This window comes from Nonomuraea cypriaca, from assembly GCF_015645445.1.
GTDB lineage: Bacteria > Actinomycetota > Actinomycetes > Streptosporangiales > Streptosporangiaceae > Nonomuraea > Nonomuraea cypriaca.
This window is the reverse complement of the sequence record NZ_JADOGI010000180.1, coordinates 1-21747: the sequence shown is the minus strand read 5'-3', so window position 1 is coordinate 21747 and position 21747 is coordinate 1. Positions and strand designations below refer to the sequence as shown.

Here is a 21747-nt window from a genome sequence, read left to right as displayed (position 1 = left end):
GGTTTGGTGTCGGGGTTGCGGGGGAGTCGAAGGGCTCGACGACAAAGGAGTTCGCCGTGCTGACACTGACTGACAACGCCGTCACCGCGATCCGCGACCTCATGGTCGGAGAGAACGTGCCCGCGGAGGCCGGCCTGCGGATCGCCCCGAAGCCCGACGAGGCCGGCACGCTGGAGGTGTCGCTCGCGAGTACGCCGCAGGCCGGCGACCAGGTCGTCGAGAAGGCGGACGTACGCGTGTTCGTCGCCGAGGACGCGGTGTCCATCCTCGACGACAAGGCGCTGGACGCCCAGCCGGGCACCCCGGGCCACCCCACGTTCCGCCTGGACAGGCGCGACCAACCTCGTCCCGGTCCCACCTGACCCAGGTCGGACTCCGAGTCCTGGGCTGCACGGCCTGAGACGGCCTGAGACGGCCTGAGCATGTCAGCCAGGAAGATCTGAACATGTCAGCCCAGGTCGGACTCCGATTCCTGGGCGCGGACGTCGCCCAGCCCGAACAGGCCCACCAGGCCGCCGTCCACCTGGGTGACGACGATGTGGTTCACCTTCGCCCGGTCCATGCGCTGGATCAGGGGCTCCAGTTGCTCGCTGGGCCGCACCGTGGTCGGGCCGACGCGCATGGCCTGCTCGGCGGTGCCGCTCATGTCGGCGCCCTTGAGCTCGCGCGACCCGATGACACCCTGGACCACGTCGTCGGCGTCCACCACCACGGCGAGCCCGGCGGGGTCGGCGATGATGCGTTCTGCCAGCTCGTCCAGCGGTTCGTCCAGGACGGCGGTCACCGGGTCACGGCGTACGTGCTGCGAGACCAGCGCGGCCTCACCGTCGTACGGCAGGTCGGCGGAGAGCCAGTCCATCTTGCCCACCGCATAGTCGTGGACCTCGGGGAAACCAAGCCGGTCGAGCCGGTGCGCGGCGCGCGGGCTCAGGTCGCAGAGCCAGTCGTGACAGTAGACGATGACCGGCCGCGACCGGTCGAACTCGCCGGCAGACCTGTCGATGGCGGCGAGCGGCACGTTCACGGCCAGCGGCAGGTGGGCCCACGCGTACTCCGCCTCAGGCAGCACCTCGACCAGCTGCGCCTGCCGGGTGGCCAGCAGATCTTGTACGGCTTCGCGATCGATGATGTTCGTCATGGCATCCCGCTACCCCCAGACAACGGCCCCACCGGGCAGACGGCAGGCCGGTTTCGTGTCACGATGACGACGCGTCCTATTCAGGGAGTGTCCGATGTGTGACGATCCGCTGTTGCCCCGCCCCGTGGCCGACGCGCTCGCCGGCTACCGATCCCTGCGTGACGTGCACGGCGTCTGCTGGGGCGAACCGCCCCTCACCTACGTCGTCCAGGCCTGGGCCACCGTCTACCTCGACCGCCGCCACAACTACTGGGCGGCCGCCCGGGGCCAGCTCGCCGAGCGCCATCCCGGACTGCCTCCGGAGCGGCTCGAGGACCATCTCAGCGAGGTGGACGTCGAGCAGGTCGTGCGCGACGCGCTGCGCGGCGACGTGCCCGACAACCTGCCCGCGCTGCGCCTCACGCCTGAGGGCCGCACGCTGGAGGCCCGATCGCGGGTCGTGCTGGGCGACGAGCCGTTCAGAACCGCGTTGCTGCTGGACTCCAGCCGGGCGGAGCCGGTCGAGGTGGTCGTGGACGGCACGGCGCACACGGTGCCGCCGCGCGGCGCGAAGGTGGTGGAGGTGGCCCGCGCCGTCACCGTCGAGGGCCGGCCGGTGGACCTGTCGCCGCTGGTCAGGCGGGCGGAGGCGGCCTCGGTCCGGGTGCGGGCGGGGTTCGCGTGCCGGTGGAGCGTGACGAGCGCGAACGGGCAGGGCTGGTATCCCGAGGGCGCGCCGCCCAAGGTGGACGCGCACGGGGCGGCGTACTTCCATGGGGACGATCTCGTGGTCGCGGTGCCCGCTGAGGCGATCACGGTGCGGGTGGCCAGGGGGATGGAGTACACCTCCGCGGAGGTCGTCGTGACCCCGCGGCCGGGCGCGGAGACGCTGGTCGAGCTGGCCCCGGAGCGCCTCTACGACGCCGCCGCCCGCGGCTGGTACGGCGGCGACCTGCACGTACACCTCAACTGGATGGGCGAGGAGCCCGCCGCTCCCGCGCTGGCCGCCGCGGCGCAGCACGGCGAGGACCTGCACGTGCTCAATCTCGTGGCCGGCAACGTCGCGGCCGAGCGGGTCTACGACGTCGAGGCGCTGGCGCACTGGGCGGGCAAGGAGCTGCCGTGGTCGGACGAGCGGCACCTGGCCAGGCTGGGCGTCGAATACCGCAACGATCTGGTGGGCCACCTCAGCGCGTTCGGCCTGCGCGACCTGCCCCGGCACTACCACACCGGCTTCCAGGGGACGGCCGACTGGCCGCCGAACGCCGCCGCGTGCGAGGAGTTGCGCGCGCTCGGCGGCGTGACGGGTTACGGGCATCCGTTCCACACGGCGTTCGCCGACGACGACCCGCCGGACGTGGTGCTCGACCGCGGGCGCGACTGCTCGGCCAGGGAGATCGTCGCCGACGCGGCGCTGGGCCTGATCGACACCCTCGACGTGCTCAACCACTCCTCGATCTCAGGCACCGCGGCCGTCTACCGCCGCCTCATCGGCGCGGGCAACAAGCTCACGGTCACCGCCGGCACCGACGCGGTGCTGTCCTTCTGCCGCCGCGGCACCGCCTCCAGCCCGCCTGGCTGGGAGCGCGTGTACGCCAACGTCGCCGGCCCACTCACCGCCGAGTCCTACGCCGAGGCGATCCTGCTCGGCCGCACGTTCGCCACCACCGGGCCGTGGCTGGAGCTCACCGTGAACGGGCACGGGCCCGGCGACACGCTGGAACTGGCCCCCGGGCAGCGGGTGGAGATCGTGGTCTCCTCGATCGGGCCCGAGGTCGAGTCGCTGGAGATCCGCACCGCCGAGGGCGTCCTGGCGCAGGGCCCGCCCGGGCGGCTGGCGGCGACCATGGTGACGGGCGAGCCGACGTACGTCGTCGCCGTCGCCTCCGGCGGGCCGCACCCGCGCTCGTTCCACCGGAGCGGCGCCTACGCGCACACCAGCCCCGTGTACGTGGACGTCGCAGGCGAGCACGTGGCCAGGGAGGCGGACGTGCGGTGGTGCCTGGCGTGGCTGGACCGGCTGGAGGCGCTGCTGCGCGAGTTCGGCACCTTCGACCACCCGGACCAACTCGACGACCACATGAACCTGTACGACCGCGCCAGAGAGGTCTACCGGTCCCGGCTGGACTGAGCCCGGGTGGTTCGCGGGGGCCTCAGCAGGAGCTCGGCGACCCCTCCGACGGCTTCGGGTCACGGCATCGAGACGACGAACTTGCCGCGCGTGTGCGGCGCCGAGGCGAGGTCGGTCAGGGCGCGGGCGGCCTCGCCGAACCGGTAGCCGCGGCTGATCATGTCCACCAGGGTCCCGTCGAGCGCGCGGGCCGCGAGCGTGGGGAAGGTGTCAGGGCGGATGCCGGGCGGGCCGTGGACGACGCGTACCGTGATGTCGTCGCGGCGCAGGCCGTCGTGGCCGAGCGAGCCTGGCGTCGTGGTGAGCAGGCGACCGCCAGGTCGCAGCGCTCGGGCGGCGGCTGCCAGTCGTGCCCCGTCGAGGACCAGGTTGACGATCGCGTCGACGCCGCCCGGGTGGCGGCGCAGGGTCTCCTCGCCGACGTCGGCGCTCAAATAGTCGATGGTCTCGGCCGCGCCGAGGTCATGGGCGTAGGCGGCGTATTCGGGGATCGCCGTGGCGATGACCTCGGCCTTCCGCTCCTTGGCCAGCAGGGGGACGACGATGCTGCCGACGCCTCCCGTCGCGCCGATCACAAGGACCCGCTCCCCCGGCTGGAAGTCGCCGTCGGCCAGCGCCGCGGCCGCCGTCATGCCGGTGCTCGCCAGCGCCGCCGCGGTCCCGGGCGCGAGACCTTCCGGCCTCGGGGCCACGAAGGGGCCGTCGGCCTGGAACGTCGCGTATTCGGCCAGGGCGCCGGAGGTGACGGCGGACACCCCCATCCGCTCGGCGTACAAAGGCGGCACCCCGAAGCCGAACACCTCGTCACCGATCCCGAACCTCTCGACGCCCGGCCCCACCCGGGTGACCGTGCCGGCGAAGTCGGTGCCCGGCACGTAGGGGAAGACCGTCTCGAACAGGTCGCGTACGGCGCCGCCGGTCATCAGCAGGTCGGCCGGGTTCAGCGAGGCCGCCGCGACCTTCACCTGGACCTGGCCAGGGCCGGGCTCGGGGATCGGCAGGTCATCGATCCTGAGCAGTTCGGGCGGGCCGTAGCTCCTCGCGACCAGGGCTTTCATGTCCATCATCGCTCCCACATTCTCAAATGGAGAGAATTTCTCCGCTTACTGACGATAGTCTTCACAATGACCAAACGTCAAGTGAGAGGCTGTTGACCGATGCCCGAAACGGGCCATCTCAGGGCGGACGCCCGGCGCAACAGAGAGCTGATCATCGACACGGCCAGGACCGTCTTCGCGGAGCAGGGGCCAGGCGTAACCATGGACGAGGTCGCGCGGCAGGCCGGAGTGGGCGCCGGCACGCTCTATCGGCACTTCCCCGACCGCGACAGCCTGGTGCGTGCCGTCCTGGTGGACACCATCGAACGCATGATCGCGCTGGCCGGGACGGCGCGGGAGGAAGAGACCTGGGCGTGGGACGCGCTCAGCCGCTTCGTACACGACTGCGCCGGGCTGCGGCTGGACCTGCTGATCTCGGTCGCCGACTCGCAGCCGCACGGCGCGGACGCCGCGCCCGAGATCAACGACGGCCGCATCCGCCTCCTGCAGGCGCTCGACCGGATCGTGAGCGCCGCCCACGACGAGGGCGCCCTGCGCTCCGACGTGGGCGCCGGAGATGTGATGGGCGTCGTCGGGCTGCTGATCCGAGGGCTGCCCGCGCTGCCCAGGGACCTGGGCGACGAGTTGCGCGAGCGCGCGGTGCGACTGCTGCTGGCGGGCATGCGGGCCCACCCGGCGCCCGTACCGCCGGAGAAGGCGCTGACCGCCGAGGAGCTGAGCCGCCGCATCTCCGAAGCCCACTGACACGGCCATGCCCCCGGCGACCATCCGCCGGGGGCATGGCTTTACGGGGGTTTAAGAGGCGCCTGAGAGGCGTTCGACGCCGCGGAGCAGGGCGGAGTGGTCGAGGGCGCCGTCGCCGGAGGCGTTCGCCGCCGCCACGAGCTGCGCCACCAGCGCCCCCATCGGGAGCACGACCCCGGCCTCACGGGCGGCCGACGTCACGATGCCCATGTCCTTGTGGTGCAGCGCGATGCGGAAGCCCGGCTCGAAGGAGTGGCTGAGCATGTTGGCGCGCTTCTGGGTCAGCACCGCGGAGCCCGCCAGGCCGCCGCCGAGCACCTCCAGCGCCGCCTCCAGGTCCACTCCGTACGCGCGCAGGAACACCACGGCCTCGGCCAGCGCCTCGATGTTGGCGGCGACGACGAGCTGGTTGGCCGCCTTGACCGTCTGGCCCGCGCCGCTCGGCCCGACGTGGGCCACCGTCCTGCCCACCGCGTCGAAGATCGGCTTGGCGGCCTCGAAGTCGCCGTCCGCGCCGCCCACCATGATCGAGAGAGCGGCGTTCCTGGCGCCCGCCTCGCCACCGGAGACCGGGGCGTCGAGATAGCGCAGGCCACGCCGGCCGGCCTCCTCGGCCAGCTCGCGGGTGACGTCGGGGCGGATCGAGGAGAAGTCGATGATCAGCGTGCCGGGGGCCGCGGTGGCGAACACGCCGTCGTCGCCGGTCAGCACGTCCTGGACGTCCGGAGAGTCGGGGACCATGAGGGCGACGACCTCGGCGCCGGTCACCGCGTCGGCGACCGACTTCGCCACCCGGCCGCCGGCCTCGCCCAGGGCCCTGGCCTTCTCCGGCGAGCGGTTGTAGCCCGCCACCGTGTGCCCGGCCTCGACCAGGTGGACGGCCATGGGGCTGCCCATGATGCCGAGACCGATGAAGGCGATGGTGCTCACGCTGATCCTTCCGTGGTGATGGCCCGCTGCTCGCGTGGCAGCCAGTCGAAGGCGCCGGTGCCCTCTGAGCGGTATTCGAGCCCGATATATCCGTCATATCCGGCGGCGTACACGTCGTCGATCCACTGCTGGATCGGCAGCGCGCCCTCGCCGGGCGCGCCCCTGCCCGGGGCGTCGGCGATCTGTACGTGCGCGATGCGCCGCCCGTGCCGCTCGATGACGGCCGGTACGTCGTCGCCGTTGGTCGCCAGGTGATAGAAGTCGGCCAGCAGCCCCAGCCGGGGCACGTCGCCCAGCCGGTCGAGCAGGGCCACCACGTCCGCCGCGGTCAGCAGCGGGTAGCGCGGCGCGCCGCTGACCGGCTCGAGCAGCACGGTCCCGTCGACACCGTGCGCGCAGGCGGCCAGCATCTCGGCGGCCAGGTCGTCCTGCTCCTTCGGGTCGACGCCCTCGACGCGGTTGCCGTAGAGGGCGTTGAAGGCGCGGCAGCCGAGCCGTTCGCCGATGGCGCCCACCACGGGGATGTTGTCGAGCAGCTCACGCGACCGCGCCGGCCACGAGACCAGGCCGCGGTCGCCGCCCGGCATGTCGCCGGCGAAGAAGTTGAGTCCGGTCAGCCGCACCCCGGCGGCCTCCACGGCGCGGACGAACGCGTCCACGTCCCTGTCGCCTGGAACGGCCACCGGCCACGGCCACCAGAACTCCACCGCGGAGAACCCGTCGGCCGCCGCCGCGGCCGGCCGCTCAAGCAGGGGCAGGTCCGTGTAGAGAATCGAGCAGTTGACGGTCCACTTGGTCACGTGCGGGCCTCTTCCGATCTTTCGCGGCGCAACTGGCTGACCAGGCGCTCCTGGGCCTGGTCGAGGTGGTGGGTGAGGCGCTGCTGCGCCCGGTCGGGATCTCCGTCGCCGATGGCCTTGAGGATGTCGTCGTGCTCGTGCACCACGTTCATCGGATGGGTGGTGCGGTGGGCCTGGAACTGGCCCATGGTGAGGTGCACCTCGCCCAGGATCACCTCGTGCATCCTCGACAGCCGGCGGCTCCCGACCGCGGCGACCAGGGCGGAGTGGAAGGCGATGTCGGCCTCCACCTGGCTGGCGAACGCCATGTCGCCGGCCGCCGCCTTCATCGCCGCCTGCGCGCGCACGGCCGTCTGCGGCACGGTCGCGGTGCGGGCCAGCGCGGCGACGGCGGCGCGTTCGACGGTCTCGCGGCTGAAGTAGAGGTCGCGGATCTCCGTCTCGTCCAGCTTGGGGACGACGGCGGTCTTGTGCGTCGTGCGGCGCAGCAGCCCCAGCGCGGTCAGCCGCTCCAGGCACGCCTTGGCGGTGGGGCGGGCGACCTTGTACTCGTTGGCGATGCGGATCTCGGTGAGCTTCTCACCGGGGGCGATCTCGCCGTTGACGATGCGCTTGCGCACCGACTCGTAAAGCGCTTCCGTCAGAGACGACGGGCCGAGGGTGAAGCTGGTCTGGCCGTCCACGGAGCTCCTTACCACAGATCGCCACACAATCCGACAGAATCGTCAGACAAGTATACAGTGCGGTGAACAGTGCGGCTCAGTATCCGGCCGCCTTGTCGACGACGTTCCGCAGCGGCTCGCCCCTGGCGAATCTGCCCAGGTTGTCGAGCAGGATGTCGAAGCCTCTGCGCGCGGTCTCCCGGGTGGTCGCGCCGTTGTGCGGGGTGACGATGACGTTCGGCAGCGACCAGAAGGGGCTGTCGGCGGGCAGCGGCTCCACGCCGTGCGCGTCCAGCCCGGCGCCCGCGATCTCGCCCCGGCGCAGCGCGTCGAGCAGGGCGCCGTCGTCGGCGATCCCGCCGCGCGAGACGCAGACGAAGCACGCCGTACGCTTCATCGCCGCGAACGCGGCCCGGTCGAACCGCCCGGCGGTGGCCGCCGTGAGTGGCGCGGTGACCACCACGAAGTCGGACTCGGCGAGGAAACGCGGGAAGTCGTCGGGACCGAACAGCTCGTCGACGCCCGGCGCGGGCACCCCGGTCCTGCGCCGCATGCCGAGCACGTTCATGTGGAACGCCTTGGCCTTGGCCGCCAGGTCGAGCCCCGCGTGGCCCAGGCCGTACAGGCCGATGGTCTTTCCCGCCAGCTCGCCGTGGACGTGGCGGTCCCAGCGGCGCTCGGACTGGGCGCGCATCCAGCGCGGCGCGTCCCTGTTCAGCATGAGCAGCAGCAGCATCGCGTGCTCGGCCAGCGGGATCGCGCCGTTGCCCGTGGAGGACGTGAGCGTGACGTCGCTCGCGAGCAGCCCGTCCGACAGGACGCCGTCCACGCCCGCCGACGGGCTGTGCACCCAGCGCAGCCGCGGCGCGCGGGCGAGCAGCGCCTCCGGGACGTGGCCCACGACCGCGTCCGCGGCCCCGATCGAGCCGTCCACGTGCGCGGCGAACTCGAGGCGCGCCGACGGGGCCGCGTCCCGGAGCCGGCGGCGGGCGTCCTCGTCTTGGTCGCCGGTGATGATGATGTTCATTTGAGTCCTGTGGTGGCGATGCCGCGGATGAGCTGTTTCTGGGCGACGGCGAAGAAGATGAGTACGGGCAGCAGCGACAGGAGCGACATCGCGAACAGCATGCCCACGCCGCTCTGCGTCTGGGAGTCGACCATGGAGTTGAGCGCCACCGGGACCGTGAACATCTTCGGCGACGTGAGGTAGATCAGCGGCACGAAGAAGTCGTTCCAGGTCCAGATGAAGGTGAAGATCGTGGTGGTGACGAGGGCGGGCCGCATGAGCGGCAGGATCACGTACCAGAAGGTGCGGAACGGGCCCGAGCCGTCGATCCAGGCGGCGCGGTCGAGGTCGCGCGGGATGGTCCTGATGAACTGCACCATCAGGTAGATGAAGAACGCGTCGGTGGCCAGGAACTTCGGGATGAGCAGCGGATAGTAGGTGTTCACCAGGTCGAACTGCGAGAAGAAGATGTACTGCGGGATGACCAGCACGTGCAGCGGCAGCATCACGGAGACGAGCGTGATGGCGAGATACACCTTGCGCATCCTGAACTCCAGCCGGGCCAGCGCGAACGCGGTCAGCGAGCAGGAGAAGAGGTTGCCGATGATGGAGCCGACGGTGACGACCAGCGAGTTGAGGAAGAAGACCGAGAACGGCCGGTTCAGGGCGTTCCAGCCTTCCACGAAGTTGTCGAAGGTGATCTCGCTGGGGATGATCCCCGTCTCGGTCAGGATCAGGTGGTCGGGCTTCAGCGAGCTGACGATCATCCAGGCCAGCGGATAGAGCATCAGCAGCACGAACACGCCGAGCCCGAGGTGCTTGAGCACGTCCCGGCGGCCGCGCCGCCGCTTGGCCGCGATGGAGCGGGTACGCGAGGATTCGAGCGAGGTGGTCGCGGTCGTCATCAGTCGTCTCCGTAGAAGACCCAGTACTTCGACAACACGAAGTGCACGGCCGTCACGAGGCCGATCGCGATCATCAGCACCCAGGCCAGCGCGGAGGCGTAGCCCATGTCGAAGTTCGTGAATCCCTGCTGGTAGATGTACAGGGTGTAGAAGAGCGTCGAGTTGGCCGGGCCGCCGGTGCCGCCGCTGACGACGTGGGCCTGGGTGAAGGTCTGGAACGCGCCGATCGTCTGCAGGATCAGGTTGAAGAAGATGATCGGGGTGAGCAGCGGGATCGTCACGCGGGTGAACTGGCGCACGACGCTGGCGCCGTCGACCTTGGCGGCCTCGTACAACTCCTCGGGGATCTGGCGGAGGCCGGCCAGGAAGATCACCATCGGTGAGCCGAACGTCCACACGTTCAGGACGATCAGCGTCGACAGCGACAGGCTGGGGTTCTGCAGCCAGCTCCCGAGCTCCAGCCCGAACACCGACAGCGCCCGGTCGATCAGGCCGCTGTCACCGAAGATCTGCCGCCACAGGATCGCCACGGCGACGCTCGTGCCCAGCAGCGAGGGCAGGTAGAAGGCGCTGCGGTAGAAGGACAGCCCGCGCAGGCCGCGGTCGAGTATGAGGGCCAGCAGCAGCGCGAAGCCGAGTTGCAGCGGGATGGAGATCACGACGTAGACGACGGTCACCCGGACGGCGGCCCAGAAGTACTCGTCCTGGAACATCCGATGGAAGTTCTCCAGGCCGTTGAACTCCGGGGTGCTGAGGATGTTGTAGTCGGTGAAGGCCAGGTAGAGGGAGGCCAGCAGCGGCACGGCGGTGACCAGCACCAGGCCGAGCCACCAGGGGATCAGGAAGACGTGCGCGGCGGCGCCCTGGCGGTGGAGCCTGGAGATGCGCTTCTGCACGGGCATCCCCTAGCGGGCCCGCGCGATACCGGCCTGGATCTCGTCCAGGAGGCGTTTGGAGCCGTCTGCCGTGCTCAGCCGGCCTAGCGCGATCTCCTCGGCGACCCTGGCCATGGCGGTGCGCCAGGTGCTCGTCCCCGGCGGCGCCTCGAAGCGGGGGCGCCGTTCGGCCTCGCGGTCCGCCTGCACGATGTCGAGCATCTCCTTCTCGTCCTGGCCCGCGGAGGCCAGGGCCTGCTCGAAGACCTTGGGGTTGACCGGCGCGCCCATGGTCAGGCCGACGGTCTTCATCATCCCGGGGTCGCTCGTGTTGTAGTTGATGAGCTTGCCGGCCGCCTCGACCTTCTCGTCGTCGATGCCTTGGTAGATGGCCATCCGCGGGAAGTAGAGGAACTTGTGACCGGCCTGCGCGTCGGCGGTGACAGGCATGGTGCGCATCTTGAAGCGGTAGTCGGGGAACATCTTGGCGTCGTCGATGATGTGGTTGGAGTTGGCCACCTTGGCCAGCACCTTCTTGCCCACCAGCGCCCAGTCGGGTCCCATGCCCTCCTGTTCGCTGAGCGTGAGCACGGCACCGGCCTTGAGCAGCTTGTCCCACCAGTCGAGCCAGGCGCGCAGGGTGTCGGCGGTGAAGCCGGGCCGGCCGTCCTCGGTCCACAACTGCTCGCCGTGCTGACGCAGCCAGGCTTCGAACGGCAGGTCGGCGTCGGCCTCGTACGGCATGCCCTTGCGCTTGTTCGGGTTGTCCTTGGCGTAGTCGACGAGGAACTCCGCCCAGGCGTCCCAGTCGGTGTCCGCGGCGGGGAACTCGACGCCGTCTTCCTCGGCGAACGTCTCGTTGTAGCGGATGACCGGGACGAAGATACCGAACGGCATGGTGTTGAGCTGCCCGCCGAGCTTGAACGACTCGACGTCCTGCTTGGAGTAGTCGGCCAGGCTCAGGGTCGGGATGTCGTCGAGCCGCCGGTAGAGATCGCTCTTGTGGTACGTGAGCACCTGCGGCGAGGCGACCCAGAAGATGTCGGCCACGTCGCGGGCGGCCATCTGGGTCGTCATGCGCTCCTGGAAGGCCTCGTACTCGGCGAACTCCGGCTCGACCTGGATCCCCGGGTTCTTGGCCGCGAAGTCCTTGAGGGCCTTCGTGTAGTTCTGCTGCCGGATGTTGTTGCCCCACCAGGCGTAACGCAGCGAGGTGCCGCTGCCGCTGTCGGAGCCGCCGCCGCACGCCGTGAGACCGGCCCCCAACGCCCCGGCCGCCGCCAGTTTCAGGAATCCCCGCCGATCGAGTCCGCTCATCAGTGTTCTCCCGTCGTCCTCACAGGGGACCGGCTACCCCGGTGATGATGACCTAGTGTTTATTTGTCTGACCTGACCGTCAATAGGTCATGAATACTTGTTTGACAATCTGCGATCAGCAGGACCTCGAAGAGGCCGAGCTCGGGCAGCCGGACCCGGCCGTCCGAGACCTCGAGGTCGCGGCCCGCGCGCAGGGCGCGTACGTGCCACTCGCCCGGCCACGGGAGCGTCAGCCAGGACTCGCCGATCGGCAGCGGACGGCGGAAGCGCTGGTCGGCGTCGCCGGAGCGGTTGAGCAGGTGGATCACCCGCGCCTCGCCTGCGCGCGCGGGGACGATCTCCACCTGCTCGGGGAGGTCCGTCTCCACGGCGAGATCCGGGCAGGCCGCCAGCGCCCGATCCGCGAACAGGTCGCGGTGCGCGCTCAGGCCGGTCTCCCGGTAGCCGCGGCCGACCGTCCAGGGCATCAGCACGCCTGTGCCCTTGCCGTAGGGCGCGCTGAGCCAGCCGGGATGGCCGGTCTCGCGGTGGCCGTGGCACTTCTCCGGGGGGCCGTACCTGGCTCTGGACAGCGCGAACACGCCCGTCTCCGCCTTCTCGGCGGGCTCCACCACGTGGAACGCGCCGATGACCGGGAGCAGGCCCGTGTCGCCGCGTACGTGCAGGGACCTCGTGGCCTCCTCGGTCTCCCTGCTCGCCAGCCGCCGGACGGCCGGCAGGCAGGCGAGCCGCACCTCGTCCGCGTCGAACCCGCTCGATCCGGTCGCCAGCACGGTCCCGCCGGCCTCGGCGTAGGCGTCCAGCGTGCCTGGGGACTGGGGCGTACCGAGGTCAGGCAGCACGATCAGCCGGTAGCGGGACAGGTCGGTCACCGGCAGCTTGTCCTCGGGCAGCACGTCGAACGGCACGTGCCGCTCCAGCAGCGCCAGGTAGAGCCCCTGGAACTCGCTGGTCGCCGCCCGGACGTCGCCGGTCTTCAGCGGGTCGGGACGGACGAGCAGCGTGCGCGCCTCGGAGACGAGGCCCCGGTAGGCGCCGGCGTGGTCCCGGTGGAATCGGGTGATCTCGCCGCCGATCCCCAGGCACTCGTACGGGCTGTCGTCCGGCGTCCCCATGATGTACGTGGACGGCACCGCCCCCCGCGAGATCGCCTGGAGCAGATACTGCGCGAAGTGGTACGGCTCCTCCCCCGCCATCCGGTACGGCATGTCCACGAACCCCACCGAGTTGACCAGCACCGGCACCCCGGGCCGGTACGACTTGGCCGCGCTGACGTGCTCGCTCGTACGGTGGTGCCAGAGCGGCCGGCCGACGGCGTTGTTGGCCTCGTGGAAGACGATGTCGGCGTGCTCGCCCAGGATCAGCGCCGCCTCGGGTCTTCGTGCGGCGATCTCGGCCCTGACGCGCGCGTTGAGGTCCTCGAGCGTCTCGTGCGCGAACCGCCGCCAGCGCAGGTAGCCGGGCGAGTCCCGGTCCGCGGGCAACTCCTCGCCGCCCGTCCGCTGGGCGAACCTCCGTACGCAGGCCAGGCAGTGGCAGACCCCCCGGTAGCGGCGGCTGTAGTCGACCTCGTTGAACGACATCCAGTTGAGGAAGAAGCCGTCGATCTCGTACCTGTCGAGCACCTCCCCGATGACCTCGAACAGCTTGACCTGGTAGTAGTCGCCGCTCGGGCACACACTGGTCAGGCCGTTGTAGACCTGCGGCGTGCCGTCGGGCGCGGCGAAGCACCACTCGGGGTGCTCCTCGGCCCGCCGATGATCGATCTTGGAGAAGTCCATCCTGGCCAGGACGCGTACGCCCCTGCGGCGGGCGGCGGCCACCGCGTCGCCGACCAGGTCGCCGGACGGGCGCTCGGCGAGCCGGGGGTTGGGGGTCTGGAAGTCCAGGCCGGTCGGATAGTTGGACAGGATCCCACCGACGCTGATCAGCCAGGCGTTCGCCCCGAACTCCTCGATGTAGTCGAGCACCCGCTCGACATCGAGCCCCGCATCCACCTCACGAAGATTCGTCTGAAACATCCTGAACGGCTCCCGCCACCAGCTCATGGCCTCTCTCCGCTCGGCAGGCTCGGTCGCCTCACGCCGCTCTGCTTATGGCCGAACTCCGTTCGGCTGGGCTCGTCCGCCCTATGCCGCCGTCTTCCCCCGCTCTGGTCGCTCCGCTCCCGCCGCTCCTCCAGACGACGGCACTCCCTCGCGGGCTCATGGCCGCTCCCAGGTCAGACGTACGACCTCGATGCGCTCGACGTCGGTCAGCTCGACCTCCACGCGACCGTCGCGGACGGCGGCGGTGGCGTCGGTGTCCCCGACGAGCAGGCGGGCGCTTGCTCCCTGGGCGTCCGGTGGGAGGGCGACCGAGAGGGTTTGCGGGGGCAGGGGGATGGTCTCCCTGAGGGCGCCGCGCATGGTCATCGGGTTGTTGAGGTTCACGACGGTGACCGCGAGGCCGTCGTCGGCGCGACGTACGGCGAGGTCGGCCAGGCCGGGGCCGCGGACCGTCACCTCCGGCTCGCCGCCGAGCGCCCACCGTACGGCGCCCGCGATCAGCCTGCCGTGGTCGGCCTGGAGCGCCTCCCAGAAGATCGCGCCGAGGTCGAACGGGAAGTAGACGACCCGTCCAGGACCCTCGCGGGTGATGACGGCCGGGGCGTCCGGGGCCTCCCGGGCGTACAGCTCCTCCATCGGCAGGTCGGGGAAGTCGGGCACGAACCGGAACGGCACCTCTGTGCCCTCCCGCGCCGCCACCCGCAGCAGCCGCGTGCCGCCGATGATCCGCTTGGCGCCGCCGAAGCCGGCGTTCAGCGGGTGCTCGCCGGTCAGGGCGATGTAGTTGTTCTTCACCGGTCCCCTCGTGGGCTCGACCAGGTCGGCGCCCAGCACGTCGGCGAGCCCGAGCGCGTCGCGCGGCTCGCCGTGCTCGTCGTACAGGGACGACTGGTGCGCGGCCACCAGGCCGCCGCCCGCGGCCACGTACGCGCGGATCTCCTCGCACTGCGCGTCACTGAGCTGCTCGGCGTTGGCCAGGACCAGCACCTTGTACGGCCGCAGCCGCTCGGCGGACAGCGCCTGGTCGGCGATGAACTCGAACGGGATCCTGGCCTCGACCAGCGCCTGGTAGAACCCGTCCTCGTCGGGATAGGTCAGCGCCGCGCCGGTCCGCAACTGCGCGGCCCTGGTGGGGTCGAGCAGCGCCACCTCGGCGGTGACGGTCGTGCCCGCCAGCTCCGGCTCCAGCCGCGCGTGCAGCCCGAACGCCTCCACGATCGCGGGCACCCACCGGGGATCGGAGACGGTGGCGTTGAACTTGGTGAACCACGGGAACGCCCCCTGGGCGAACCCGTCCACGATCCACGTCGTCACCTCCTCGGACGGGGCCACCGCGTCCTTCCAGCGGTGCTGGTGGTGCTCGGGCCCGACGGAGGTGATGAGCCCGATCGGCCGGTCGGGGAACAGCCCGCGGCTGCGCTTGGCCACCCGCCCCGCGGCCCACGGCGCCTCGATCCCGGAGCGGCCCTGCTTGTCCACGACGAACATCGGATAGACCCGGCGCACCAGGTCGGCGTCGAGGTCGCGGGCCGCGAAGGCGCCCAGGTTGGGGATGAACCTGGCGTGCGGACGCAGGTCCTTGACCGCCGCGTCCCAGATCGCGACCAGCTCGCTGAGCCTGCGCCGCCGCCACGCGACGTACGCGGGCCAGGCAGGGTTGCCCGGGTCGTTCTCGCGTTTGGGCAGCTCGAAGCCGGTGTCGTCGCGGAACCCGCGCTGCGCGGCTTCGCTGTGGGAGATGCCGCCGAAGCCCTCCCACCGGTTGGCGAAGATCGCGTCCACGTCGTACTCGCGCACGATCTCCCTGGCCACCTCCGTGATGAACTCGCGGTGGTAGCCGGTGAAGGCGCAGGTCAACCAGATGCCGGGGTACGACCAGTGCTCGATGGGCGCCCCCTCCGCGTCGCGCGCCAGCCATTCGGGATGCGCCTGGGCGGCGTCGGCGTGCACGGCGTGCGGGTCCACTCGTGCCATGACGTGCATGCCCAGCCCCCTGGCGGCCTCCACGAGGGCGCCGAAGGCGTCGGTGTCACCGAGGTAGGTGCTGCGGTGATGGAACGGGATCCGGGTCGGGTAGTAGGCGATGTAACCGCCCGCGCTGATGCAGGCCGCGTTCGACCTGCTGTCCCGCATCACCGACGTCCAGAAGTCGAGGTCGAGATGCGCCGGGTCGTCCTCGGCCAGCGTGAGTTGCGTCCAGCGGGTCGCCGTACGTGGCCAGTCGGATGTTCGCATCGTGACACACCTCTCGTCAGGCCTGTTGTCAGACGCGCAACATTGTCATACAAGAATTCAAGAGTGACAAGGCTTGTCGATCATCGGTCGCGACACGCCCGCCCGAAGCGACTTCATTAAGCCGTGGCGGGTCTATGATGTTGAAAAATAAAGCGCAGGGAGGTCGCGGATGCCGGTGTCGTCATGGGCTCACGACGCGTTCGGGCAGCGTGCCCAGCTCGTCAGGCGGAGCATCGCGGAGGCGCTGGCGGTCGCGCTGGAAAACGCCCGCGACGCCCAGCAGGTGGCGCGCACCGACCATCAGCACCCGTTCGGGTTCACCCTCATGTCGCGCAAGTTCGAGGCGCTGGCCGAGGCGTTCGAGGAACTGGGCGACGTGCGGATCGTCAAGCCCGCCGGGTCGCCGCACGAGCTGGTGCTGCTGGACGGCAAGCTGCTGTTCCCGTTCCGCTACGCCAGGGACCGCTCGGTCAGCGTGATGAGCGCGCGGATCGGTGACGGCCGGCCGTCGGCGCTGGTGCAGGCGCTGTTCAACCGGTTCGGGCCGGAGCCGGCGATGCGTCAGCTCGCCCTGCAGGACGTGGCGCCGCACGCGGTCCCGGTGGCCGAGGCGCTGGCCGGCCTGCCGGAGGGCACGAGCCTGGTGCTGATCGCGTACGCGTGCAACGCGCACGCGGGGCTGCTCGACGCGTGGTGGGGCGAGGCCGAGCTGCTCGACCGGACCGGCAGCCTGCGCTGGCACCACTGCGAGGAGATCCCGCTGACGGAGGCGGCCCCCGCCGCGCCGGCGACGGCGCCCGCGGCCGCGTTCGACCAGGGCGTGCTGCCCACGCCGTCGCTCAACACGCACACCGGCGCCCGGCGGCTCGCGACGCCGCTCGGCGAGGCCACGCCGATCAGGCCAGAAGCCGCGAGTGGTGAATAGCTTCGGACCAGGCGCGCTGAGCCCGCAGGCCGTCGCCGACGCCTTCGACGCGACCCGCCTCACCCAGGCCCGTCACCTGGCCGCGCTGACGAAGAAGGAGGTGGCCGAGCATCTCGGCGTCTCCCCCGCCGCGGTCGGGCAATACGAGGCGGGGGTCACCCGGCCGCGCCCCGACCTGATCCCGGGGCTGGCCGAGGTGCTGGCCGTGCCGATGGCGTTCTTCCTGCCCGGCCGCCCGCACGGCAAGCTCGACGGCTCCATGGCCCACTTCCGCAGCCTGCGCTCCACGCGCGCCTACCAGCGGGCCAAGGCGGTGGCGTTCGTCGAGCAGGTGTGGGAGCTGACGTACGCGCTGGAGAAGCGGGTCCAGCTCCCCGCCGTCGACCTGCCCGGCTTCGCGGGGGGCGAGATGCACTCCGACCTGCCGCGCGACCCCGCCGGCGCGGCCCGCGCACTGCGCGCCCACTGGGAGCTGGGCACCGGCCCGATCAACCATCTCGTACGCCGCATGGAAGCGCACGGCATCGTCGTGGTCTTCCCGCGCCACGACCCCGACGCGGTCACCGTCGACGCGTTCTCCACCTCGAGCCTGCCCAGGCCGATCGTGGTGCTGACGCCCAACAGGTTCGACGACATCTACCGCCACCGCTTCACCGCCGCCCACGAGCTGGGCCATCTCGTCCTGCACGGCGACACCGCCGCCGGCGACACCCACCAGGAGCGGGAGGCCGACGCCTTCGCCGCCGAGTTCCTCACCCCGCGCGACAGCATCCTGCCGTGCCTGCCGCCGCGCGCGGACCTGCGCAGGCTCGCCGAGCTGCGGGGGACATGGGGGGTGTCGGTCGACTCGCTGCTCTACCGGTGCCGCGAGACGGGGCTGATCTCCGACTCCGCCGCGAGTCGCGCCTACCAGCGACTGGCGGCGCTGCGCGACCAGCCGGGCTTCACCAACGAGCCCGTTTCCGGCTACCCGGGCGAGCAACCCGTCCTGCTCGCCCACGCCTTCGACCTGGCCACCCGCGAGTCCGGGCTGAGCGCCGCCGCCCTCGCCCAGGAGCTGGCCTGGCCGATCGCCCGCGTCCGCGAACTGATCGGCCTGCCCGACCGGCGCCCGTCCCTGCGACTCGTCCTCTGACTTCCCGCCCAGCGCTCGGGGTCGCTCAGAGTGCGAGGCAGTCCACGAGCGGGACTCCCGGCGGAATCGCGGGCGGGACGAGAGGGCCGAGGGGGTCGGCGACGCCGAGGGTCGTGCAGTTGGCGTTCCCGATCGGATTGAGCCTGTGGACCGACTCCAGGATCTGCATCTTCGCGGGATCGATGACGGCGTGTGCGGCCGGAGCCGCCAGAATCAGGCCGGTAGCTGCGATCACCGCGGCGGCGGCGATCCTACGAGTGTATGTACGCATGGATCTCCTCAGTGTCTATACGAACGACCATCTTTCGTTGCCGAGAGTAGTCAAATGATCACAATATGTAAACAGGCGAATCATTAGAGAGCCGCGCACGGATGACATCATCGGCGGTGTTGATGGCCATCTGGTGACCGGTGGGAGGTGGGGCGTCGTCATGACCGTCCAGCGACACGACAGTCCCCATCCGCAGATCGAGCAGACCTTCACCCCGCCGAGCCCGGCATAGGGGCAGATTTCCGGTGTGTTGATACTTCCCTGATCGCCATTGAAGGCTCCGGACGTGGCCATGACCCCCCGCTACCGCTCCCACCCCGATCCTGAAGACATCACGAAAAATCTAGACATCGGGGGATCTTTCACATGGACACAGTCACGATGTGTTCGTTCATCACCCTGGTGATGGCGGGCACGCTCCTCGCCGCCGGCTTCGTCTCGCTGGCGTACGCCATCGCGCGCGGCCACCGGGCATGGCGGTCAGCAGGCGACCCGCCCGATCGCGTCACCGGTCCCGGTGCCCAGGAAGAGCGCCCCGCCCGTGACGGCGCCGACCGGCGAGAACGCCCCCGAAGCCCGCAGGATCGCGGTCACCTGCCCCCGAGACCGCCGACCGGGCGGCCAGGACCGTGCGCGCGGCCGGTCGAGTCACGCCGGACGCTCCAGCGGTGAGGCGACGAAGGCAAGGCGGCGTCGGTTGACATCAAGCATGGTTGAGGTTGCAGGCTCGAAGGGCCAGAAAGACCTCTGATCGCCAGGAGAACACCATGCATGCCGTCGTCCTGCACGCCTACGGCCCCGCGGCGAACCTCCGGTACGAGACCGTCCCCGACCCGTCCCCCGGCCCCGGCCAGGTGCGCATCGCCGTCAAGGCGGCCGGCGTGCACCTGGTCGAGACGGTGATGCGGACCGGCCTGGTCAGCGAGACCGCACCGCCGCCCCCCGAGCTCCCGGCCATCATGGGCGGCGAGGTGGCGGGCACGGTGGACGCCGTCGGCGACGGGGTGGACCCGGACTGGCTCGGGCGCGAGGTCGTGACCAAGGAGGGCCGGCCGGGCGGCTACGCGGAGCTGGCGGTCGCCGATCTGGGCGTCGTTCACCGGATCCCCGGTGAGCTGGGGCACGAGGCGGCCGTCGCCATGATCGTGACCGGCTGCACCGCGCTGGAGTTCCTCGACGTGGCCGAGCTGACCTCGGACGACGTCGTCCTGGTGACCTCGGCGGCGGGCGGGATCGGCCGCCTGGTCGTCCAGTACGCGCGCCGCCTCGGCGCCACGGTGATCGGCGCGGCGGGCGGCCCCGCCAAGGTGGCGGCCGTTCGCGAGCTCGGCGCCGACGTCGCCGTCGACTACGACCAGCCCGGATGGGAGCGAACCGTCGCCGAGCTGCTGGGCGGCCGTACCGTCACCGCCCTGCTCGACGGGGTCGGCGGCGACAAGGCGCGGGCGGCGTTCGAGCTCCTCGCCGACGGCGGCCGGTACCTCGTCGTCGGCTGGGCCTCCCGTCAGAATTTCGAGCCCGACCCGGAGCTGCTCAAGGAGCGCGGCATGACCGCGACCAACGTCCTGATGCAGCTGATCGCCCAGCCGGACGATCGGCCGCAGTACGAGGCCAGGGCGCTGGCGGCGGCGGCCGAGGGCACGCTGGTGCCGGCCGTGCATGCGTTCCCGCTGGCGGAGACCGCCGCCGCGCACGCCGCGCTCGAAAGCCGAGCGACAACGGGCAAGGTGGTCCTCGTGCCGTAAAGGGACCCCATTAGTCTCACTGTATGACAGAACGGATCATGGCCCCCGGGACTCCCGACTGTCGCAGCGCGGGACGCTACCTGTTGTGGCTGGTCAGGAGCCAGCGCGGGCGGATCGCCGCCGGGGCGGTCCTGGGCACCGCCTGGATGGTGTGCCTGACGCTGCCGCCGTACTTCCTGTCCCGCGCGATCGACGACGGTCTCGGACCGGGGCGGTGGTCCGTGCTGGCCGGCTGGTCCGCGGCGTTGCTGGGCGTCGGGGGGTTGACCGCGTGGCTGGCCATCATGCGGCATCGTACGATGACCAGGGTGCGGATGGACGGCGCGTTCCGTACCGTGCAGGTCGTGGTGCTTCAGGCGACGCGCCTGGGCGCGGCGCTCCCCCGCCAGGTCACGGCCGGGGAGGTCGTCACGATCGGGTTCACCGACGTGATCACGATCGCCGACGCGCTCACCGTCACCAGCCTCGGCGTCGGCGCGTTCCTGTCCTACGCCGTGGTGGCCGCGCTGCTGCTGGCCGTCTCTCCTGCGCTCGCCGCGGTGGTCCTGCTGGGTGTGCCGCTGCTCGTGGTGGTGCTCGGCCCGCTGCTGGGGCGGTTGCGGAGCGCCGAGACGGCGTACCGCGTGCGGCAGGGCGACCTCGCCGCCCGCTTCGGCGACATCGCAGGAGGGCTGCGGGTCCTCAACGGCGTCGGCGGCAAGGAGGTGTACGCGGACCGCTACCGCCGCGGCTCCCAGGAGTTGCGGGAGCAGGGGTATCGGGTCGGCGCGGTGACCAGTTGGGTGCAGGCCCTCGGGGTGGGCCTGCCGACCCTGTTCCTCGGCGCGGTGACCTGGCTGGCGGCCCGGATGGCGGCTCAGGGCGACCTCACCGCCGGCGACCTGGTGGCGGTCTACGGGTACGCCGCGGTGCTGGTGGTGCCCGTCTCGATCTTCGTCGACGGCGGGTACGAGCTCAGCCGCGGCCTCGTCGCCGGCCGCCGGGTCGTCCGCTTCCTGGCCATGGAACCCGGCCCCACCAGCAGGGCCGAGCCCTTGGACGGCCCCGAGTCGCCATCCGTGCTGCGTGACCCGGTCCCCGGCGTCGAGATCGCGCCAGGCCGGCTGACCGCGCTGGTCAGCGACCGGTCGGCGGAGTCTGCGGCGGTGCTCGACCGGCTGGGCAGGTTCAGCGAGTCCGCCGCGACGTGGGACGGGATCCGGCTCGACGACATCGACCTGACCCAGGTCAGGGAACGGATCCTGGTGGCGGACAACGAGGCGGACCTGTTCGCGGGCACGCTGCGCGACGTCCTCGCGGGCCGGGGCGACCCGGACGACGAGGCGGTCGGGCGCGCGGTGCACGCCGCCATGGCGGAGGACGTCGTACGCGGCCTGCCGGACGGGCTGGGCTCACACGTCGACGCCCAGGGCCGCAACCTGTCCGGCGGGCAGCGCCAGCGGGTACGCCTGGCCAGGGCACTGCTGGCCGATCCCGAGATCCTCCTGGCGGCCGAGCCCACCTCGGCGGTGGACGCGCACACGGAGGCGAACATCGCCACCCGGTTGCGTACGGCGCGGGCGGGCCGCACCACGGTCGTCACCACCACCTCGCCGCTCGTCCTGACCCAGGCGGACACCGTCTATTACCTGGTCGACGGCTCGGTCGCGGCGGCGGGCTGCCACCGCGAACTCCTCCGCGACCAGCCCGGCTACCGCCTACTGGTGTCCAGAGACACGGGGGACGGCGACGACTCCGGACACGCCGAGGGCTCGGACGACGCTGGGGACGGCGACGACTCCGGGCGTCCGGGGGGCTCGGACGAAACCGGGGACGGCGGCCACACCGGGGGCTGGGACGGCGC

Annotated in this window: 20 protein-coding genes; 8 read left to right on the top strand and 12 right to left on the bottom strand. The window is 71.1% G+C overall.

The genetic code is table 11. From position 1 onward, the window contains the following. On the top strand, window positions 1–362 hold a 362-nt coding region (locus ITP53_RS40515), incomplete at its 5' end, for a hypothetical protein (RefSeq protein ID WP_207757113.1). Window positions 363–448: 86 nt separating this feature from the next. On the opposite strand, the gene ITP53_RS40510 is transcribed toward ITP53_RS40515, so the two are convergent. Next, a complete protein-coding gene (locus tag ITP53_RS40510; RefSeq protein ID WP_195900765.1) occupies window positions 449–1138 on the bottom strand; it encodes a rhodanese-like domain-containing protein in 690 nt (229 codons plus the stop codon). A 94-nt stretch (window positions 1139–1232) separates the two neighbouring features. On the opposite strand from ITP53_RS40510, the gene ITP53_RS40505 reads away from it, so the two are divergent. Beyond that, on the top strand, window positions 1233–3248 hold the full coding sequence (locus ITP53_RS40505; protein ID WP_236051686.1) for a CehA/McbA family metallohydrolase: 2016 nt from the start codon (window positions 1233–1235) through the stop codon (window positions 3246–3248). Window positions 3249–3307: 59 nt separating this feature from the next. On the opposite strand, the gene ITP53_RS40500 is transcribed toward ITP53_RS40505, so the two are convergent. Continuing rightward, window positions 3308–4315 carry an NADP-dependent oxidoreductase gene (locus ITP53_RS40500; RefSeq protein WP_195900764.1) on the bottom strand — a complete coding sequence of 336 codons (1008 nt, stop codon included), beginning with the start codon at window positions 4313–4315 and terminating at the stop codon, window positions 3308–3310. 90 nt (window positions 4316–4405) lie between these two features. Here ITP53_RS40500 and ITP53_RS40495 point away from each other — a divergent pair, with 90 nt between their 5' ends. Then, window positions 4406–5050: a TetR/AcrR family transcriptional regulator gene (locus tag ITP53_RS40495; protein WP_195900763.1), complete on the top strand. Its 645-nt coding sequence runs from the start codon at window positions 4406–4408 to the stop codon at window positions 5048–5050. 51 nt (window positions 5051–5101) lie between these two features. On the opposite strand, the gene ITP53_RS40490 is transcribed toward ITP53_RS40495, so the two are convergent. The 9 genes from ITP53_RS40490 to ITP53_RS40450 form a co-directional block, all read right to left on the bottom strand. Next, window positions 5102–5986: a 2-hydroxy-3-oxopropionate reductase gene (locus tag ITP53_RS40490; protein ID WP_328817344.1), complete on the bottom strand. Its 885-nt coding sequence runs from the start codon at window positions 5984–5986 to the stop codon at window positions 5102–5104. Next, the gene (locus ITP53_RS40485; RefSeq protein WP_195900762.1) at window positions 5977–6780 is read right to left on the bottom strand and encodes a hydroxypyruvate isomerase family protein; all 804 of its coding nucleotides are present in this window, start codon (window positions 6778–6780) and stop codon (window positions 5977–5979) included. The genes ITP53_RS40490 and ITP53_RS40485 overlap by 10 nt, the downstream gene beginning before the upstream one ends. Beyond that, on the bottom strand, window positions 6777–7463 hold the full coding sequence (locus tag ITP53_RS40480) for a GntR family transcriptional regulator (RefSeq protein WP_195900761.1): 687 nt from the start codon (window positions 7461–7463) through the stop codon (window positions 6777–6779). The genes ITP53_RS40485 and ITP53_RS40480 overlap by 4 nt, the downstream gene beginning before the upstream one ends. A gap of 76 nt (window positions 7464–7539) precedes the next feature. After that, window positions 7540–8469, bottom strand: coding sequence for a D-2-hydroxyacid dehydrogenase (locus ITP53_RS40475; protein WP_195900760.1), 930 nt, complete (start codon window positions 8467–8469; stop codon window positions 7540–7542). Further along, window positions 8466–9353: a carbohydrate ABC transporter permease gene (locus ITP53_RS40470; protein WP_195900759.1), complete on the bottom strand. Its 888-nt coding sequence runs from the start codon at window positions 9351–9353 to the stop codon at window positions 8466–8468. The genes ITP53_RS40475 and ITP53_RS40470 overlap by 4 nt, the downstream gene beginning before the upstream one ends. Next, the gene (locus tag ITP53_RS40465; RefSeq protein ID WP_328817338.1) at window positions 9353–10249 is read right to left on the bottom strand and encodes a carbohydrate ABC transporter permease; all 897 of its coding nucleotides are present in this window, start codon (window positions 10247–10249) and stop codon (window positions 9353–9355) included. Before ITP53_RS40465 ends, ITP53_RS40470 begins: the two co-directional genes overlap by 1 nt. A 9-nt stretch (window positions 10250–10258) precedes the next feature. Continuing rightward, window positions 10259–11545, bottom strand: a complete 1287-nt coding sequence (locus ITP53_RS40460) for an ABC transporter substrate-binding protein (protein ID WP_195900757.1) — start codon at window positions 11543–11545, stop codon at window positions 10259–10261. Between the two features lie 59 nt (window positions 11546–11604). After that, on the bottom strand, window positions 11605–13593 hold the full coding sequence (locus tag ITP53_RS40455) for an alpha-amylase family protein (RefSeq protein WP_195900756.1): 1989 nt from the start codon (window positions 13591–13593) through the stop codon (window positions 11605–11607). Between the two features lie 156 nt (window positions 13594–13749). Further along, window positions 13750–15828, bottom strand: a complete 2079-nt coding sequence (locus ITP53_RS40450) for a family 10 glycosylhydrolase (RefSeq protein WP_195900755.1) — start codon at window positions 15826–15828, stop codon at window positions 13750–13752. Between the two features lie 169 nt (window positions 15829–15997). Here ITP53_RS40450 and ITP53_RS40445 point away from each other — a divergent pair, with 169 nt between their 5' ends. Then, complete coding sequence (locus ITP53_RS40445; RefSeq protein WP_195900754.1) at window positions 15998–16753, top strand: hypothetical protein; 756 nt, start codon at window positions 15998–16000, stop codon at window positions 16751–16753. Beyond that, window positions 16746–17888, top strand: a complete 1143-nt coding sequence (locus ITP53_RS40440) for a helix-turn-helix domain-containing protein (protein WP_207757112.1) — start codon at window positions 16746–16748, stop codon at window positions 17886–17888. The genes ITP53_RS40445 and ITP53_RS40440 overlap by 8 nt, the downstream gene beginning before the upstream one ends. A 25-nt stretch (window positions 17889–17913) precedes the next feature. Here ITP53_RS40440 and ITP53_RS40435 read toward each other — a convergent pair whose 3' ends face one another. Beyond that, on the bottom strand, window positions 17914–18159 hold the full coding sequence (locus ITP53_RS40435) for a hypothetical protein (protein ID WP_195900752.1): 246 nt from the start codon (window positions 18157–18159) through the stop codon (window positions 17914–17916). Between the two features lie 366 nt (window positions 18160–18525). Between ITP53_RS40435 and ITP53_RS40430 the strand changes: the two genes are divergently transcribed. The 3 genes from ITP53_RS40430 to ITP53_RS40420 all read left to right on the top strand — a co-directional run. After that, window positions 18526–18831: a hypothetical protein gene (locus tag ITP53_RS40430; RefSeq protein ID WP_195900751.1), complete on the top strand. Its 306-nt coding sequence runs from the start codon at window positions 18526–18528 to the stop codon at window positions 18829–18831. Window positions 18832–18926: 95 nt separating this feature from the next. Then, window positions 18927–19904, top strand: a complete 978-nt coding sequence (locus ITP53_RS40425; RefSeq protein WP_195900750.1) for a zinc-binding dehydrogenase — start codon at window positions 18927–18929, stop codon at window positions 19902–19904. A gap of 23 nt (window positions 19905–19927) precedes the next feature. Beyond that, window positions 19928–21747: ABC transporter transmembrane domain-containing protein (locus ITP53_RS40420; protein ID WP_236051685.1), on the top strand; the 1820-nt coding region annotated here is incomplete at its 3' end.